Origin of the sequence: Allostreptomyces psammosilenae (assembly GCF_013407765.1) — a bacterium.
Classification (GTDB): Bacteria; Actinomycetota; Actinomycetes; order Streptomycetales; family Streptomycetaceae; genus Allostreptomyces; species Allostreptomyces psammosilenae.
Map to the genome: position 1 here is coordinate 180,094 of NZ_JACBZD010000001.1, position 16,195 is coordinate 196,288.

The 16,195-nt window shown below is 75.7% G+C and carries 12 protein-coding genes; 10 read left to right on the top strand and 2 right to left on the bottom strand.

All coding sequences use genetic code 11. The annotated features are described in order from the left end of the window. The first annotated feature begins 147 nt into the window (after positions 1-147). The 5 genes from FHU37_RS00655 to FHU37_RS00675 all read left to right on the top strand — a co-directional run bounded on the left by FHU37_RS00655 (position 148) and on the right by FHU37_RS00675 (position 6,895). Entirely contained in the window at positions 148-1,599 is a 1,452-nt protein-coding gene (locus FHU37_RS00655) for an ABC transporter substrate-binding protein (protein WP_179812282.1), read from the top strand. Between the two features lie 145 nt (positions 1,600-1,744). Next, positions 1,745-2,719 carry a carbohydrate ABC transporter permease gene (locus FHU37_RS00660; protein ID WP_179812283.1) on the top strand — a complete coding sequence of 325 codons (975 nt, stop codon included), beginning with the start codon at positions 1,745-1,747 and terminating at the stop codon, positions 2,717-2,719. A gap of 2 nt (positions 2,720-2,721) precedes the next feature. Next, positions 2,722-3,678, top strand: coding sequence for a carbohydrate ABC transporter permease (locus FHU37_RS00665; protein ID WP_179812284.1), 957 nt, complete (start codon positions 2,722-2,724; stop codon positions 3,676-3,678). A gap of 124 nt (positions 3,679-3,802) precedes the next feature. Next, positions 3,803-5,467, top strand: coding sequence for a histidine ammonia-lyase (gene hutH / locus FHU37_RS00670; protein WP_179812285.1), 1,665 nt, complete (start codon positions 3,803-3,805; stop codon positions 5,465-5,467). Positions 5,468-5,641: 174 nt separating this feature from the next. Further along, positions 5,642-6,895: a CobW family GTP-binding protein gene (locus FHU37_RS00675; RefSeq protein WP_179812286.1), complete on the top strand. Its 1,254-nt coding sequence runs from the start codon at positions 5,642-5,644 to the stop codon at positions 6,893-6,895. A 34-nt stretch (positions 6,896-6,929) separates the two neighbouring features. On the opposite strand, the gene FHU37_RS00680 is transcribed toward FHU37_RS00675, so the two are convergent. Both FHU37_RS00680 and FHU37_RS00685 read right to left on the bottom strand, forming a co-directional pair. Then, positions 6,930-7,418, bottom strand: coding sequence for a DUF6328 family protein (locus FHU37_RS00680; RefSeq protein WP_179812287.1), 489 nt, complete (start codon positions 7,416-7,418; stop codon positions 6,930-6,932). Between the two features lie 151 nt (positions 7,419-7,569). Further along, entirely contained in the window at positions 7,570-8,946 is a 1,377-nt protein-coding gene (locus FHU37_RS00685; protein WP_179812288.1) for an MFS transporter, read from the bottom strand. 242 nt (positions 8,947-9,188) lie between these two features. Here FHU37_RS00685 and FHU37_RS00690 point away from each other — a divergent pair, with 242 nt between their 5' ends. The 5 genes from FHU37_RS00690 to FHU37_RS00710 all read left to right on the top strand — a co-directional run bounded on the left by FHU37_RS00690 (position 9,189) and on the right by FHU37_RS00710 (position 16,174). After that, positions 9,189-10,529 (top strand): S1C family serine protease, encoded by a 1,341-nt coding sequence (locus FHU37_RS00690; protein WP_281394516.1) that lies wholly within the window; start codon positions 9,189-9,191, stop codon positions 10,527-10,529. A gap of 192 nt (positions 10,530-10,721) precedes the next feature. Continuing rightward, on the top strand, positions 10,722-11,471 hold the full coding sequence (locus FHU37_RS00695) for a response regulator transcription factor (RefSeq protein ID WP_312892357.1): 750 nt from the start codon (positions 10,722-10,724) through the stop codon (positions 11,469-11,471). After that, positions 11,468-13,327 (top strand): sensor histidine kinase, encoded by a 1,860-nt coding sequence (locus FHU37_RS00700; protein ID WP_179812289.1) that lies wholly within the window; start codon positions 11,468-11,470, stop codon positions 13,325-13,327. The genes FHU37_RS00695 and FHU37_RS00700 overlap by 4 nt, the downstream gene beginning before the upstream one ends. After that, entirely contained in the window at positions 13,324-14,244 is a 921-nt protein-coding gene (locus FHU37_RS00705; protein WP_179812290.1) for a pirin family protein, read from the top strand. The genes FHU37_RS00700 and FHU37_RS00705 overlap by 4 nt, the downstream gene beginning before the upstream one ends. A 565-nt stretch (positions 14,245-14,809) precedes the next feature. Continuing rightward, complete coding sequence (locus FHU37_RS00710; RefSeq protein WP_179812291.1) at positions 14,810-16,174, top strand: NAD(P)/FAD-dependent oxidoreductase; 1,365 nt, start codon at positions 14,810-14,812, stop codon at positions 16,172-16,174. Positions 16,175-16,195 lie beyond the last annotated feature (21 nt).

The following is a 16,195-nucleotide window of genomic DNA, read 5'->3' on the forward strand; positions in this document are numbered from 1 at the left end:
GGCGTGCTGTCTCCGCGAGAGGGCTGCCGGAGCGAACCGGGGCGAGCCCGAGGTAGGTTCGGTGGGAAAAAGATTACCGGCCGTCGGTTTGGCGACACACCCGGTGATCCTCCACCCGTGTTCGCCGGGTGGTGCTTACCTGTCACCATGCGTGCGCCCCTGCTCCTCCCGCTGCGCCGGCGTGCGCCCCGGGTGTTGCTGTCCGCCCTGCTGTGGCTGCTGCCGGTGGTCGCGGCGGGCTGCGCCGCCCCCACCGACGGTCCCGGACTGACCGTGTGGAGCCTGGAGAGTCAGACCGAGCGGATGCTGGCCACGGAGGAGATCGTACGGCGGTTCCGGGAGGAGACGGGAATCCCCGTCCACCTGGTGGCCGTGGACGAGGACCAGCTCAGCAGGATGATCATGGCCGGGGCGGCGGCCGGCGACCTGCCCGACGTGATCGCCGCGCTGCCGCTGGCCCAGACCCACCAGCTCGCCGGCGCCGGACTGCTGGACACGGCCGCCGCCACGGCCGTCGTGGACCGCCTGGGGCGCGGCACCTTCACCCCCCGGGCGCTGGAGATGGTGGCGGCCGACCCGCGCGCCGCCGACGGCGCCGCCGGCGGGGAGCTGATCGCCGTGCCCAGCGACGGCTGGACCCAGCTGATCGTCTACCGCGCGGACCTGTTCGCCGAGGCCGGCCTCGATCCCCCCACCAGCTACGCCGCGTTGCAGGAGGCCGCCCGCACCCTGGACGGCCCCGACCGCGCGGGCATCGCCCTGGCCACCGACCCGGGCAGCGCGTTCACCGCGCAGTCCTTCGAGGCGCTGGCGCTGGCCGCCGGCTGCCAGCTGGTCGACGGCGCCGGGCGGGTGGCCCTCGACTCCCCGGCCTGCGTGGACGCCTTCCGGCTCTACGGCGACCTGGCCAGGCGCTGGTCGGTGCCCGGGGTGCAGACCGTGGACTCCACCCGCGCCGCCTACTTCTCCGGCCAGGCCGCCATGGTGGTGTGGTCCTCCGCGCTCCTGGACGAGCTGGCCGGGCTGCGCTCCGACACCCTGCCCAGCTGCCCCGAGTGCCGGGGCGACCCGGGCTGGCTGGCCCGCAACAGCGGCGTGGTGACCGCGCTGAGCGGCCCGGATGGAGCGGGGCCGGCCCAGTTCGGCGAGGTGACCTCGTTCGCCCTGCTGCACGGCACCGGGCAGGGGGCCGACGCCTCCTCGGCGGACGCCCGGGCGTTCGTCGAGTACATGATGTCCGCCGGCTACCCGGACTGGCTGGCCGTCGCCCCCGAGGGCAAGGTGCCGGCGCGCACCGGGGACGGCGCGGACCCGCGGCGGTACACCGACGCCTGGAACGCCCTGCGGGCCGGCGTCGACGTCCGCGAGCCGCTGGCCGACCACTACCCGGCCGCGACCCTGGACGCGCTGCGCTCCACCGTGGCCGACATGGACCGCTGGGGCGTCCCGCAGGGCCAGGGCGACCTGGTCGGCGCCGCCATCGGCGAACTGCCGGTCGCCCGCGCCGTCGCCGACCTCGCCCAGGGCGGCAGCGACCCCGCCGAGGCCGCCCGGCGGGCCGCCGCCGACGTCGAGGCCCTCGCCGAGTCGCTGCGATGAGGACGGCGACCGCGGTGGCGACGAGGTCGGGGCCGGTGCAGGGGCCGGTGCCGGGGCCCGGGCCGGCGGGGAGAGCGGGGCCGGGGCCGGCGGGCCGGCCGTGGACCGGGCGGCCGGCGACCGGGCGGCGGAGCGAGGAGGACGGATGAGCGAGCGGACCGACGCCCGCCGCCCGGTGCGGCGGCCCCTCACCCTCGCCCGGCGGGAGGGCCGCGCCGGGCTGGCCTTCGTCACCCCCACCCTGGTGGTGGTGCTGGCCGTGGTGGTGGTCCCCATCGCCTGGACGGTGCTCCTCGCCTTCCAGCGCACCCGCCTGGTGGACCTGCGCACCGCCGGGCTGCTCGGGCGCTGGACCGTGGACAACCTCACCGCCGTCCTCGCCTCGCCCGGCTTCTGGCAGGCGCTGACCACCACCCTGGTGTACTCGGTGGCCGGCACCGCGGCGTCCGTCGCCCTCGGCCTGGTCGCCGCGCTCGCCCTGCGCCGGCCCTTCCGCGGGCGCGGGCTGCTGCGGTCGGCGATGCTGCTGCCGTACGTCGCCCCGGTCGTCGCCGCCACCTTCGTCTGGCAGGTGGCGCTCGACCCGCAGTACGGCATCGTCAACGTCCTCGGCACCCGGCTGCTGGGCTGGGACGGCCCGGTGGCCTTCCTCGGCAGCCGCGGCGACGAGGTCGGCCTGTTCGGGGCCACCGTGACGGTGCCCACCGCGCTGCTGACCGTGATCGCCTTCGAGACCTGGCGGTACTTCCCGTTCGCCTACCTGTTCCTGCTGGCCCGCCTGCAGGCGGTGCCGCGGGACCTGGAGGAGGCGGCCACCGTCGACGGCGCCACCCCGCTGCAACGCCTGCGCCACATCCTGCTGCCGCAGCTCGCGCCGGTCATCGCGCTGCTGTGCCTGCTGCGGCTGATCGTGACCTTCACCAAGTTCGACGACGTGTACCTGCTCACCGGCGGCGGCGCCGGCACCGAGGTGGTGGCGATCCGCGTCTACGACGCCCTCACCGCCCGCTACGACCTCGGCGCCGCGGCGGCCCAGTCGCTGTTGCTCGCCGCCGTGATGGCGCTGGTGCTCGGCGTCTACCTGCGGCTGCTCGCACCCCGACTGGAGGCGGAGGACTGACCATGGCCCGCCCACCCGCGCCGGCGCCCACGACGCCCCCCGGCCCCCGCCGCCCCACCGCCCCGCCGAGCGGCCCGGCCCACCGCCGGCGGCCGAGCCGGGACCGCGTCGAACGCCGGCTGATCGCGCTCGGCCGCCCCGTGGTGCTGGCCGGCCTCGCCGCGATCACGCTGGGGCCCTTCCTGTTCATGCTGCTGCTGTCCGTGCGGCCGATCGAGGACCTGCTGCTCGACCCCGGCCGGCCGTGGCCCGCCCCGGACGCGGTCACCGCCGACACCTACCGGGAGGTGCTGCGCCCGGTGGACGCCGGCGGCCAGGGCTTCGGCACGCTGCTCGCCAACTCCGCCGGCGTGTCGCTGTCCACCGTCGCCCTCACCCTGCTGGTGGCGGTGCCGGGCGCCTACGCGGTGGCCCGGTTCGCCTTCCCGGGGCGGCGCCAGGCCCAGGGCCTGTTCCTGGCCGTGTACCTGTTCCCCTCCGTGCTGCTGGCCGTGCCGCTCTTCGTGATCTTCGCCCGGCTGGGCCTGGGCGGCTCGCTGCCCGGACTGGTGCTGGTCTACATCGCCCAGACCGTCCCGGTCTCCGTGTACATGCTGCGCAACTACTTCACCAGCGTCCCGGTGAGCGTGGAGGAGGCGGCGCGGGTCGACGGCTGCTCGCGGCTGGGCACCCTGTGGCGGGTCACCCTGCCGCTGGCCCTGCCCTCCCTGGCCGCCACCGGGCTGTACGTCTTCATGATCGCCTGGAACGAGTTCCTGTTCGCCCTGCTCTTCCTGGCCGCCGACCGCGAGCTGTGGACCGTCTCGCTCGGGCTCGCCCAGCTGGCCGGGGGCATCGAGGTGCCCAAGACCGTCCTGATGGCCGGGTCGGTGGTGCTCACCGTGCCGGTGGTCGTCCTGTTCTACCTCGCCGAACGGCTGCTGGCCGAAGGGCTCACGGCCGGTGCCGAACGCGCCTGAAGGCGCCGCCCACCCGGCGGAGGGCGGCCCGGCACCGCCGCCCGACCGCCCCGCGCCGCCCGTTCGCGGCAACGGACGGCCGCACCTCCTTGTGACCGCGCCCTCCACCTGGTTCGATCCGGCCATGACCACGCACCGCGCGGCGGGCAGCGCCGCGGACGACGCCCGCGGAGCAGCCAGGGACGGCGCGGACCCGCGCCGCCCCGTCGTCCTCGGGCCAGGCGGCGTCACCGCCGGCGACGTCCTCGCGGTGGCCCGCGGCGGCGCCCCCGTGGAGCTGTCCGGCGACGCCCTGGCCCGGATGTCCGCCACCCGCGTCCGGATCGAGGCGCTGGCCGCCGAACCCCGCCCCGTCTACGGCGTCTCCACCGGTTTCGGCGCCCTCGCCGTGCGCCACATCAGTCCCGAACTGCGGGTGCAGCTGCAGCGCTCGCTGATCCGCTCGCACGCCGCCGGCATGGGCCCCGCGGTGGAGACGGAGGTGGTCCGCGCGCTGCTCTTCCTGCGGCTGCGCACCCTCGCCAGCGGCCGGACCGGCGTCCGCCCGGTCCTCGCCGAGACCATGGCCGCCATGCTGAACGCCGGCATCACCCCCGTGGTGCGCGAGTACGGCTCCCTCGGCTGCTCCGGAGATCTGGCCCCGCTCGCCCACTGCGCCCTGGCGCTGACCGGCGAGGGCGAGGCGACCGGCCCGGACGGCACCGTCCGCCCGGCCTCCGAGCTGCTCGCCGAGGCCGGCATCGCGCCCGTCGAGCTGCGCGAGAAGGAGGGCCTGGCCCTGATCAACGGCACCGACGGCATGCTCGGCATGCTGGTGCTGGCCTGCGCCGACCTCGCCCGACTGCTCACCACCGCCGACATCGCCGCCGCGATGAGCCTGCAGGCGCTGCTCGGCACCGACCGCGTGCTGCACCCCGCCCTGCAGGCGCTGCGCCCGCACCCCGGACAGGCCGAGAGCGCCGCCAACATGCGCGCGCTGCTCGCCGGCTCCACCCTCACCGGGCACCACCAGAGCGGTTTCGCCGGCTACCCGGGCGAGCCGCGGGTGCAGGACGCCTACTCGCTGCGCTGCGCCCCGCAGGTGGCCGGCGCGGTGCGGGACACCCTGGCGCACGCCCGCGCGGTGGCCGACCGGGAGCTGGCCTCGGCCGTGGACAACCCGGTGGTGCTCCCCGACGGCCGGGTGGAGTCCAACGGCAACTTCCACGGCGCCCCGGTCGGCTACGCGCTGGACTTCCTCGCCATCGCGGTGGCGGACCTGGGCTCCATCGCCGAGCGCCGCACCGACCGCCTGCTGGACGCGCACCGCTCGCACGGCCTTCCGCCGTTCCTGGCCGAGGACCCGGGCGTGGACTCCGGGCTGATGATCGCCCAGTACACCCAGGCCGCCCTGGTCTCGGAGCTGAAGCGGCTGGCCGCGCCGGCCTCGGTGGACTCCATCCCCTCCTCCGCGATGCAGGAGGACCACGTCTCCATGGGCTGGTCCGCGGCCCGCAAGCTGCGCACCGCGCTGGACCACCTGGGGCGGATCCTCGCGGTCGAGCTGGTCGCGGCGGCGCGCGGCACGGAGCTGCGCCTGGCCGCCCTGGCCACCGCCGGCCGCGACGGCGCCCTGGCGGACAACCTGGCCCCGGGGACGGCGGCGGCGCTGGCCGCCCTGCGCGGCGCGGGCGTGCACGGCCCCGGCCCGGACCGCTATCTGGCCCCGGACCTGGCCGCCGCCGAGTCGCTGGTCGCCTCCGGGCGGCTGGTGGAGGTCGTGCGGGCGGTGGTCGGGCCGCTGGCCTGAGGCGGGCGGCTGGCCCGAGGCCCCGGGGCGGGGCGGCGGGCGGGCGCGCGGGTGAGCCGCCACGGAATTCATATGGGAATGGTTTTCGTTTTCGATTGGTGGTAGCGTCCGGCACGGGTCGCCCCTCCGTGGCCGGCCCGACCGAGACGACCGACCACCGGTGAGGATCCCGCCATGCCCAGCGCCCGCCCCGCCCGGCTCCCCGTCAGCCTGCTGACCGGCCTGGCCGTCGACGCCAAGGCCCGTACCGCGCGGGCCGCCCGCCGACGGGTGCCCGGGCTCGCCGTGGTCGAGGTGGCCTTCGGCCCGGCCGACGGTGCGGCCCCGGGCGCGTGCGGCCTGGTCCGCTGGAGCGTCACCCACCCCGACGGCCGCACCGACGACGGCGGCGTCGAGCTGGAGCACCTGTGCGTCTCCTGCGCGGTCGGCGAGGCCGTGCTGCCCCGGCTGCTGGACCTGGCGGGCGACGGCGGCGTCCGGCAGGTGCTGCTGGTGCTCCCGCCGCAGATGGAGGCCGACGCCTTCCTGCACGCCTTCTTCGCCAGCGACGTGGACGGCGTGCCGATCGCCCGCAGCGTCGCGATCGACACCGTGGCCTGCGTCGTCGACCTGGCCAGGGTCGTGGACGACCTGGCCGGCGGGGAGCGGCTGGCCGACCGGGGCATGGCGCTGGCCCCGGAGGACCACCGCGCCGTGGCCGTGCTCGCCGCCGACCACGTCGAGGCGGCCGACGTGCTGGTCTGCGCCGACACCGAGCCCGACGTGATCGACAGCGCCCGGGCGCAGGCCCTGCTGCACCACGTCAACCCCCGCGCCCGGCACCTGCGGATGGTGCCCGACCCGGTCCACGGGCTGCAGCCGCCCTCGGTGGACGCCTTTCTCGGCGCCTGGTCCTTCGACATCGAACTACTGGGGCTGCGGGACGAGGCGGTCGGCGTCCCGCACCCGGTGCCCGGCGAGGAGGACGGCGTGGTCACCACTCTGTGGCGGGCCCGCCGGCCGTTCCACCCCCGGCGCCTGTACGACGCCCTGGAGGAGGTGATGGCCGGGGTGCTGCGCGGCCGCGGGCACCTGTGGCTCGCCGGCCGGCCCGACGAGGTGCTGGTGTGGGAGTCGGCCGGTGAGCACCTGGCCATCGTGCCGGGCGGGCCGTGGCTGCCGGAGGCCGACACCGGCCCGGACGCCGAGGCGTGGCAGGAGGTCTCGCCCGAGCGCCGCACCCTGGCCTCCTTCCACTGGGACCCGTACTACGGCGAGCGCCGCAGCGAACTGCGGTTCACCGGGATCGGGCTGGACGTGCCGAGCCTTCACCGGGTGCTGGACGCCGCCCTGGTCACCGACGAGGAGCTGGCCGACGGGGAGCGGATCCGGCGCGCCGCGGCGGAGGACCCCTTCGCCGTGCTGGGCGGGGGCGAGGAGCGGGGCTGATCCGGCCCCCCGGCGACCTCCCGCGCGGAGGGCGTCACTCGTCGCGGTCGATGCGTCGCCCCATCCCCCAGGGGGCGAGCAGCCACAGCGTGGCGAACAGCAGCAGGCCGCAGACGGCCGCCGCCACGCCTGCCCCCCGCCCCAGCACCACGTCGAAGATCAGTTCCACCGCGCCGGTCAGCGACAGCGCCAGGAAGGCCAGGCCCACGCTGGCCAGGCGGTGCGAGGCGTTGACGATCCGGCGTTTCGCCCCGCGCCGGAAGAGCGCGCGGTGGAGCGCCACCGGCCCGATCAGCGCCGCGGTGGAGACGACCGTGCAGCCGAGCACGATCAGGTAGATGTTCCGCTGGGTGTCGTCGAGCTCCGGGAAGCGTGGCGTGAAGGCCAGGCTCAGCAGGAACGCGAACAGGATCTGCACGCCGGTCTGCACCACGCGGAGCTCCTGCAGCAGCTCCATCAGGTTGCGGTCGGCTTGTTGAAGTGGTGTCTCCCCGCGTTCGTTGCGCCGCTCCCGTTCATCCATACGGGTGATCTTTCCGGAAAGTCACCCCCTACGCGTCCCAAACTGGTACATCCGGACGATTGGCGACGCCGACGCCCCCGGCCGCGTCAGGCGGTCGGGGGCGTCGGCGTGGGTCCGCCGGGGTGGCGGCGGGTGGTGGGGCGCGCGCGGCTCAGGAGGCCAGGTCGTCCGCCCGGGTCTCCCGGAGCAACAGCACCGCCAGGGCGCTGAGCACCGCGGCGGCCGTCAGGTACCAGCCGACCCAGCTCAGCCCGCCGCGTTCCACCAGCACCGCGGCGATGTACGGGGCCAGCGAGCCGCCCAGGATGCCGCCGAGGTTGTAGGCCGCCGAGGAGCCCGTGTAGCGCACCCGGGTGGGGAACAGCTCGGGCAGGAAGGCGCCCATCGGGGCGAAGGTGACGCCCATCAGGAACAGGCCGACGCACAGGAAGGTCAGCAGCAGCGCGGTGCTCCCGGAGTCCACCAGCGGCTCGAAGAGGAAGCCCAGCAGGGCGATCGCCACGGAGCCGCCGACCAGCACCGGCCGCCGCCCGTGGCGGTCGCTGAGCCGGGCGGCGACCGGCGACCCGACGGCCATGAACAGCACCGCGACGCAGAGCAGCCCGAGGAAGCCCTCCGTGGACCAGCCCAGCTCGGCCGTCCCGTAGTTCAGGGTGAACACGGTGGTCAGGTAGAAGATCGCGTAGCAGACCACCATCGACAGCGAGCCGAGCAGCAGCCGGCCGGAGTGCCGGGCGAACACCTCGGCCACCGGGACCCGGGACCGCTCCTCGCGCTCGGCCGCCCGGGCGAACACCGGAGTCTCGGCGAGGCTCACCCGCACGTACAGGCCCACGGCCACCAGGACAGCGCTGAGCAGGAACGGCACCCGCCAGCCCCAGGCGCGGAACTGCTCGTCGCTGAGGAGGACCGCCAGCAGCAGGAACAGGCCGTTGGCCGCGACGAACCCGATCGGGGCGCCGAGCTGGGGGAACATCCCGTACCAGGCGCGCCGGCCGGGCGGCGCGTTCTCCGTGGCCACCAGCGCCGCGCCGCCCCACTCGCCGCCGAGGCCGAGGCCCTGCCCCATGCGCAGCAGGCACAGCAGCACCGGGGCGGCCACGCCGATGCTGGCGTAGCTGGGCAGCAGGCCGATCAGCAGCGTGGAGATCCCCATGACGAGCAGGGAGGCGACCAGGGTCACCTTCCGGCCGACGCGGTCGCCGAAGTGCCCGAAGACGGCCGCGCCGATCGGGCGGGCGAGGAAGGCGATGCCGAAGCTGGCGAAGGCGCTGAGGGTCTGCGCGGTGGAGTCGTGCGACGGGAAGAAGACCGGGCCGATGACGAGCGCGGCGGCCGTGGCGAAGACGTAGAAGTCGTAGAACTCGATCGCGGTGCCGACCAGGGACGCCACCGCGATCCGCCCCGCGGAGGGGGCGGCGGGGGATTGGTCGCCGGCCGCCCCGCCCGCCGTGTCGGCCGCCCCGGCCGTGGCCGGCGGGCCGGCGGGGGATCCGGTCGTCGCCGTGGTGCTGTCGTCGCTTGCCATGCTGCCGTCTCGCGTCCTCACGTGTCGCCTCGCGCCACGGCGGGGCCTGCCGCGCCCTGGCGCCGTCGCACGGCTCCCAGCGCCGCGCGACGTGCTGGGACGCTACTCCCGGTGTCCCATCATGTGAATGCGGCGTCCGCATATCGGACGGCGGTGGGCGGTGTGGCGGCCGGGGCGCTTTCTTCTCCGCTTCTCAACCGGCTCTCATCCGGCTCTCAGACGGGCGCGGCACCGTCATAGCCATGACGGAACACCTGAACGCGCACCGCACCGACACCGGCTCCGACACCATCGCCCGCACCGGCGCGGCGGCCCCGGGGCACCCCGCCGAGGAGACGCCGGTCGCGACGGGCCCCGCCGCCGCGGCGACCACCACGGCCTACCCCGTCCACGCCGCCCGGGCCGCCCGGGAGGCCGTCGCCGCCCTGACCGCCTCGCCCCTCGCTCCGAGCGCGGCGCGGCCGGCCCCGCCCGCCGCCGTGATGGCCGCCGCGGACGCCACGGCCGCCGCCCCGGCGGCGGCCGGCTGGTCCGCCTGGTCGGAGCCGGCCCGGGCCGGGCACGGCGCGTCCGGCACCGACCAGGCCAGGCCGGCGGGCCCCGCCGTCCCGCCCATGCCGCCGCACCCGCCGATCGACGGCGCCGGCCCGCGGCAGCCCGCCGACGGCGCCCCGCGTGCCGGCCGCCGTCGCCCCGGTGCCCTGGTGGCCGCCGCCGTGGCCGCCTCGCTGCTGGCCGGCGGGGCCGCCGGCGGCATCGCCGCCCACGCGCTGAACGACTCCGGCGGCACCACCGTCGCCTCCGGACCGGTGGCCGCCACCACCACCTCCGACGGCGGTTCGCTGGACATCGCCGCCGTCGCCGCGGCGGTCATGCCCAGCACCGTGGAGATCAACGTCACCAGCACCGCCGGCACCTCCACCGGCTCCGGGGTGATCCTCACTGAGGACGGCGAGATCGTCACCAACGCCCACGTGGTCTCCGACGCGGCGAGCGGCGGCGGCGAGATCACCGTGACCCTCAGCGACGGCTCCACCCACCCCGCGACCCTGATCGGCTCAGACGCCGACAGCGACCTGGCGCTCATCAAGGCCGAGGACGCCAGCGGCCTCACCCCCGCCACCCTCGGCGACTCCGACTCCGTGCAGGTCGGCGACGAGGTCGTCGCCATCGGTTCACCCGAGGGCCTGACCGGCACCGTCACCTCCGGGATCGTCAGCGCGCTGGGCCGCGAGGTGACCGTGCCGACCACCGAGGAGCAGCAGCAGAGCGGATCCGGCGAGGGGCAGTGGTACTACGGAGTGCCCGAGCAGGGCTTCCCCGGCGCGCAGGGGCTGCAGGGCTACGGCCAGCAGGAGACCGGCACCACCACCTACGAGGCCATCCAGACCGACGCCTCCATCAACCCCGGCAACTCCGGAGGGCCGCTGGCCGACTCCGCCGGCCGCATCATCGGGCTGAACTCGGCGATGTACTCGCCCACCGACGCCACCGGCTCGGACAGCGGCAGCGTGGGCCTCGGCTTCGCCATCCCGATCAACACGGTCAAGCAGGTGGTGGAACAGCTCCGCGAGCAGGCCTAGCCGTTGGGCGCGGGCCCCCCGGCGGAGTGGGACGATCCCGTACGGGCGGCCGGTGCGCGAGGCTGGAAGGCACCGGCCCACCGGGCCCGTGATGCGGCGCGCCGCGCACCGCGCCGGGGCAGGCGGCGCCGGACGACGGAGAACCAGGAACGCGGGGCCGGGGCCGCCCCGCACCGAACAGGAGACGACGACGTGGGACCCAGCACCGAGCAGCAGCCCGCGACCATCCTCGTGGTGGACGACGAGCCCGCCGTGCGGGACGCCCTCCAGGCGGGGCTGGAGTTCGAGGGCTACCGGGTGGTCACCGCCCCGGACGGCGTCGCCGCGCTGGAGCGGGTCGCCAGCGAGCGCCCCGGGCTGGTCGTCCTCGACGTGCTGATGCCCCGCATGGACGGCCTGACCGCCTGCCGCCGGCTGCGGGCCCACGGCGACCACGTGCCGGTGCTCATGCTCACCGCCCGCGACGCGGTCGGCGACCGGGTCACCGGCCTGGACGCCGGCGCCGACGACTACCTGGTCAAGCCGTTCGAACTGGACGAGCTGCTGGCCCGGGTGCGCGCCCTGCTGCGCCGCAGCGCGCTGGCCGCCCCGGCGCCCGAACGCGCCGGGCTGGACGGCCACCCCGTGCTGGAGTTCGAGGACCTGCGGATGGACACCGCGACCTGGGAGGTCACCCGCGGCGGCCAGCCCGTGCAGCTCACCCGCACCGAGTACGCCCTGCTGGAACTGCTGCTCTCGCACCCCCGGCAGGTGCTCACCCGCGAGCAGATCCTGCACGCCGTCTGGGGCTTCGACTTCGAGCCGTCCTCCAACTCACTGGACGTCTACGTCATGTACCTGCGGCGCAAGACGGAGGCCGGCGGTCGGCCCCGGCTGGTGCACACCGTGCGCGGCGTCGGCTACGTGCTGCGCTCCGCCCCACCCTCCGGCGGCACGCGATGACCCCACCGACCGGCCGCCCGCTGCCCTTCCCCTCCGGCGCCTCCCCGCTGCCCATCCCCTCACCTCCGGCGCTGCCGCCGCACCCACCGCTCCCCCCGGGGGCCGGCGGCCCGGGCGCGAGGGGCCCCGGCGGCGCCGGCTCCACGGGACCGGCGCCCGGCTGGCGCGGGCTGCCGGCGCGGCTGGCCCGCCGGCTGAACCGGGTGCCGCTGCGGGCCCGGCTGGCCGCGCTCACCGCGGCCGCCGTCGCCCTGGCCGTCGCGGCGTGCGCGGTCGCCGCCTGGTTCATCGTCCGCGACCAGCTGAACGAGCGGCTCGACGAGTCGCTCGCCACCTACGACATCTCGCCCCGCCAGCTGCAGAACCAGCTGACGGCCTGCTCCGGCGGCGTCGAGGTGCCCTCCCCGCCCTCGCCGGTCACCGTCCAGATCGTCACCGCCGAGGGGGACAGCTGCGTCGGGGCCAACATGATCCCGGTGCGGGTCACCGACTCCGACCTCACGGTCGCCGCCGAGGGGCCCCGGGCGGAGCTCGGGCCGTACACCCCCGAGCCCGGTGAGTTCCGCCAGGGCACCAGCGCCGACGGCACCGAGACCATGCGGGTCCTGGTGCGCCCGCTGGGCGGCGGCGGCGCGCTGCTGATCGCCCAGTCCACCGCCAGCATGGAGGCCGCGCTGGACAACCTCGTCCGGCTGCTGGCGCTGGCCGCCGGGGCCGGCGCGGGGGTCGCCGCCGTGCTGGGCCTGCTGGTCGCCCGGGGCGCCCTGGCCCCCGTGCACCGCCTCACCGGGGCCATCGAGTACCTCACCCGCACCGGCGACCTGCGCACCCGGGTCCCCGTGGAGGGCGACGACGAGGTGGCCCGGCTGAGCCGCTCGTTCAACGCCATGACCACCGCGCTGGACGCCTCGCGGGCCCGCGAACGGGACCTCGTGGCCGACGCCGGCCACGAGCTGCGCACCCCGCTCACCAGCCTGCGGGCCAACGTGGACCTGCTGCTGCGCAGCGAGCGCACCGGACGGACCCTCCCCACCGAGCAGCGGGTGCGGCTGCTGGACCAGGTCAAGGAGCAGCTGGTGGAGATGTCCACGCTGGTGGGGGACCTGCTGGAGCTCTCCCGACCCGAGGGGGAGCGGCACAGCACGCCGGTGAAGGTGGTGCCGCTGCACTCCACCGTGGAGCAGGCGGTGCGGCGCGCCCGGCTGCGCGGCAGCGGGATCACGATCGACACCGACCTCGGGCACTGGTACGTGCGCAGCGACCCGGCCATGCTGGAGCGGGCGGTGCTCAACCTGCTGGACAACGCCGTGAAGTTCTCGCCCCCGGGCGGGCGGGTGGAGGTACGGCTGCGCCACGGCGAGCTGACCGTGCGGGACCACGGCATCGGCATCGACCCGGCGGACGCCCCGCACGTCTTCGAACGATTCTGGCGGTCGCCGTCCGCCCGCGGCCTTCCCGGCTCGGGGCTCGGGCTGTCCATCGTGGCGCAGGTGGTGCGGGACGCCGGGGGAACGGTGGCCCTCGCCCCCGCCGACGACGGTGGCGGCGGTACGGTGGCGACCGTCCGGCTGCCGGGGTGGGCGACCGGCGGCGACGCCGACGCCGCCACCGCGACGGGAGCGACCGGGGTGTCGGGCGCGCCGGGGTTGCCGCGTGCGACGGGTGTGCCTGGTGTGCTGGGTGTACCTGGTGTGCCGGGAGGCGAACGGGACCGCCGTGTGCCGGACGGGCCGGTCACCCCCATCCGGGCGGTCACCCCGGCCAGGCCGCCCCAGCCCGCGCGGCGACCCGGCCCGGCCGACGGACGAGGCGAAGGAACCGGAGACGGCGCAGCGGAGGAACCACCCCGATCATGACCCCCCACCCCACCGGGCCGCGCCGCGCCACCGTGCACCGCGCCGCCGACCGCTACACCATCGAGGACGGCGAAGCCCGGCTCACCTCCCACCACTCCTTCTCGTTCACCGGCTACTACGACCCGGACAACACCCACCACGGCTCGCTGCTGTCACACGCCGAACACCTGGTGCGCCCGGGCGGGGGATTCGACACCCACCGGCACCGTGACATGGAGATCGTCACCTGGGTGCTGGCCGGCGTGCTGGAGCACCGCGACGACTCCGGGGAGCGCCGGCTGGTCGGGCCGGGGCGGGTCCAGCGGCTCTCGGCCGGCGCCGGGGTGCGGCACAGCGAGCGCAACGCCTCGGCGACCGAGCCGCTGCGGTTCGTGCAGATGTGGCTGGCGCCGGAGCGGGCCGGCACGCCGCCCGCGTACGAGCTGGGGCCGCTGCCGCCGGACGGCCCGGCCGGGGCCGTGGTCGCCTCCGGGGCCGGACTGGTGCCGCTGGCCTCGGGGATGCCCCAGCACGCCGGGGGCGGCGCGGTTCGCCTCGGGCGGCGGGACGCCGCGCTACACCTCGGGCGCCCCGCGGCGGACGGGCCCGCCCTGCTGCTGCCGGACGCCCCCTACCTGCATGTCTTCGTGACGCGCGGGGCGGTGGAGGTGTGGCTGCCGGGTGAGGAGGCTGTGGCTGGTGAGGCAGTCGGCGATGCCGGCGTGGAGGCTGGGGTGCAGGACGCCGGCCTGGTGGCCTCGGAGGGCTCGGGGGCCGCGGATGTCTCGGAGGCGCTCTCGGGTGTTTCGGGCGGCCGTCTGCGGTTGGCGGCGGGCGACGCCCTCCGCCTCACCGGCCGAGCGCCGGGCGCCGTGGTTCGGACGACGGCGCGGGAGCCGGTGGAACTGCTGGTCTGGGAGATGCACGGCACCCTGTGATCCCGACCTCGACAGATCCGACCCCCGACAGACCTGAGCCCCGACAGACCCGACCCCTCGACAGACCCGACCCCCGACAGATCGGATCCTGGACAGGCCCGAATCCCGACGAGGCGATACCCGACATTCCAGGCAAACGCCTCAAGAGGGCCCTTGGGGGACCCCCGATTTCAGGATTTCATGGGGCGTGGGCGTGGCGGGAGAGGGGTTCGCGGCCTGTGGATAACTCGGCGGGTCGTCGGGGTGGGGACCGCTGTGGGGGCCGCGTTGGGGTGGGGGCTGCGTTGGGGGTGGGGACTCCGCGGTTGGGGCGGGGACCGCGTCGTGGAGGTGGGAATCCGGTCGGGGGGAGGGGGAGGGAGCGGTCGCCGGCGGGTGGGCACGGAGCTTCCGCGGTCACCCGTGGGGGTGAGGCGTGAGCGGAGCGTTCTCCCCGCGTGGGCCGGAGGCCCTTGAGGAGGGCGATGTGGCTGTGGTGGGAGAAGCGGATGATATCCACCGGTTTGTCGGGCCTGACCGAGGGTAGTGGCGAACCGTCAGCAGACCCGCTCGGGAAGGCGGAGCGATGGCGCGTCCCAGGATCGTCGTGGTCGGTGGCGGATTCGCCGGCCTGCAGTGCCTGCGTCGGCTGGAGCGCCGGCTGAGGCCGACCGAAGCCGAACTGGTGCTGGTCTCACCCTTCAGTTACATGCTGTACCTCCCGCTCCTCCCGCATGTCGCGGCCGGGGTGGTCACCCCCCAGTCCATCGCCGTCTCGCTGCGCCGGATGCTGGTCCGCACCCGGATCGTCCCCGGCGGCGCGGTCGGCATCGATCTGAAGGCCCGGGCGGTGGTGGTGCGCACCATCACCGGCCAGATGCAGGTGGAGCACTACGACCGCCTGGTGGTCGCGCCGGGCAGTGTGACCCGTGCCTTCGACATCCCCGGGCTGACGCAGTACGGGCGGGGCATGAAGACGCTGGCGCAGGCGGTCTACCTGCGTGACCACGTCCTCGCCCAGCTGGAGCTCGCGGCCAACTCCACGGACCGCGCGGAGCAGGCCGCGCGCTGCCAGTTCGTCGTGGTGGGGGGCGGATACGCGGGCGCGGAGACCGCGGCCTGCCTGCAGCGGCTCACCACCGCGGCGCTGGAGAAGTACCCGCGGCTGGATCCCAGCCTGGTGAACTGGACCCTGGTGGACGTCGCGCCGAAGATCATGCCGGAGCTGGGGGAGAACCTCGGCCGCAGCGCGTTGCGGCTGCTGCGCGAGCGCGGCATCGAGGTGGCGCTGGAGACGGGTGTGGCGGAGGTGACGGACGACACCGTCCGGCTCACCGACGGCCGTACGCTGCCCTGTCGCACCCTGATCTGGACGGCCGGGGTCACGCCGAGCCCCCTGGTGGGGACGATGGACGTGGAGACGGTGCGCGGCCGGGTGGCGGTCGGCGCCGATCTGGCGGTCCCCGGCCAGCAGGGGGTGTTCGCCCTGGGCGACGCGGCCTCCGTCCCGGACCTGGTCAAGGGTGACGGCGCGGTGTGTCCGCCGACCGCCCAGCACGCCCAGCGGCAGGGCAAGGTGGTGGCGGAGAACGTGGTGGCCTCGTTGCACGGGGATCCCATGCGCGAGTACCGGCACAAGGACCTCGGACTGGTGGTGGACCTGGGCGGCGCGGAGGCGGTGTCCAACCCGCTGGGGCGGGAGATGACCGGGCTGCCGGCCCAGCTGGTGGCGCGCGGTTACCACCTCATGGCGCTGCCGTCGGTGCCGGCGCGCTACCGGACGCTGGCGAACTGGATGCTGAACCTCACGGCGGGTGACGACTTTGTCCGGATGGGTTTCCTCGCCACCCGCCAGGGCAGCCTGGTGGACTTCGAGCACACCGACCAGTACCTGAGCAAGGACGAGGTGCACGCGCAGGTGGAGGCGCTGGACGCGCGGATCGGCGGCTAGCGCGGTGCGCCCGGGGCGGGC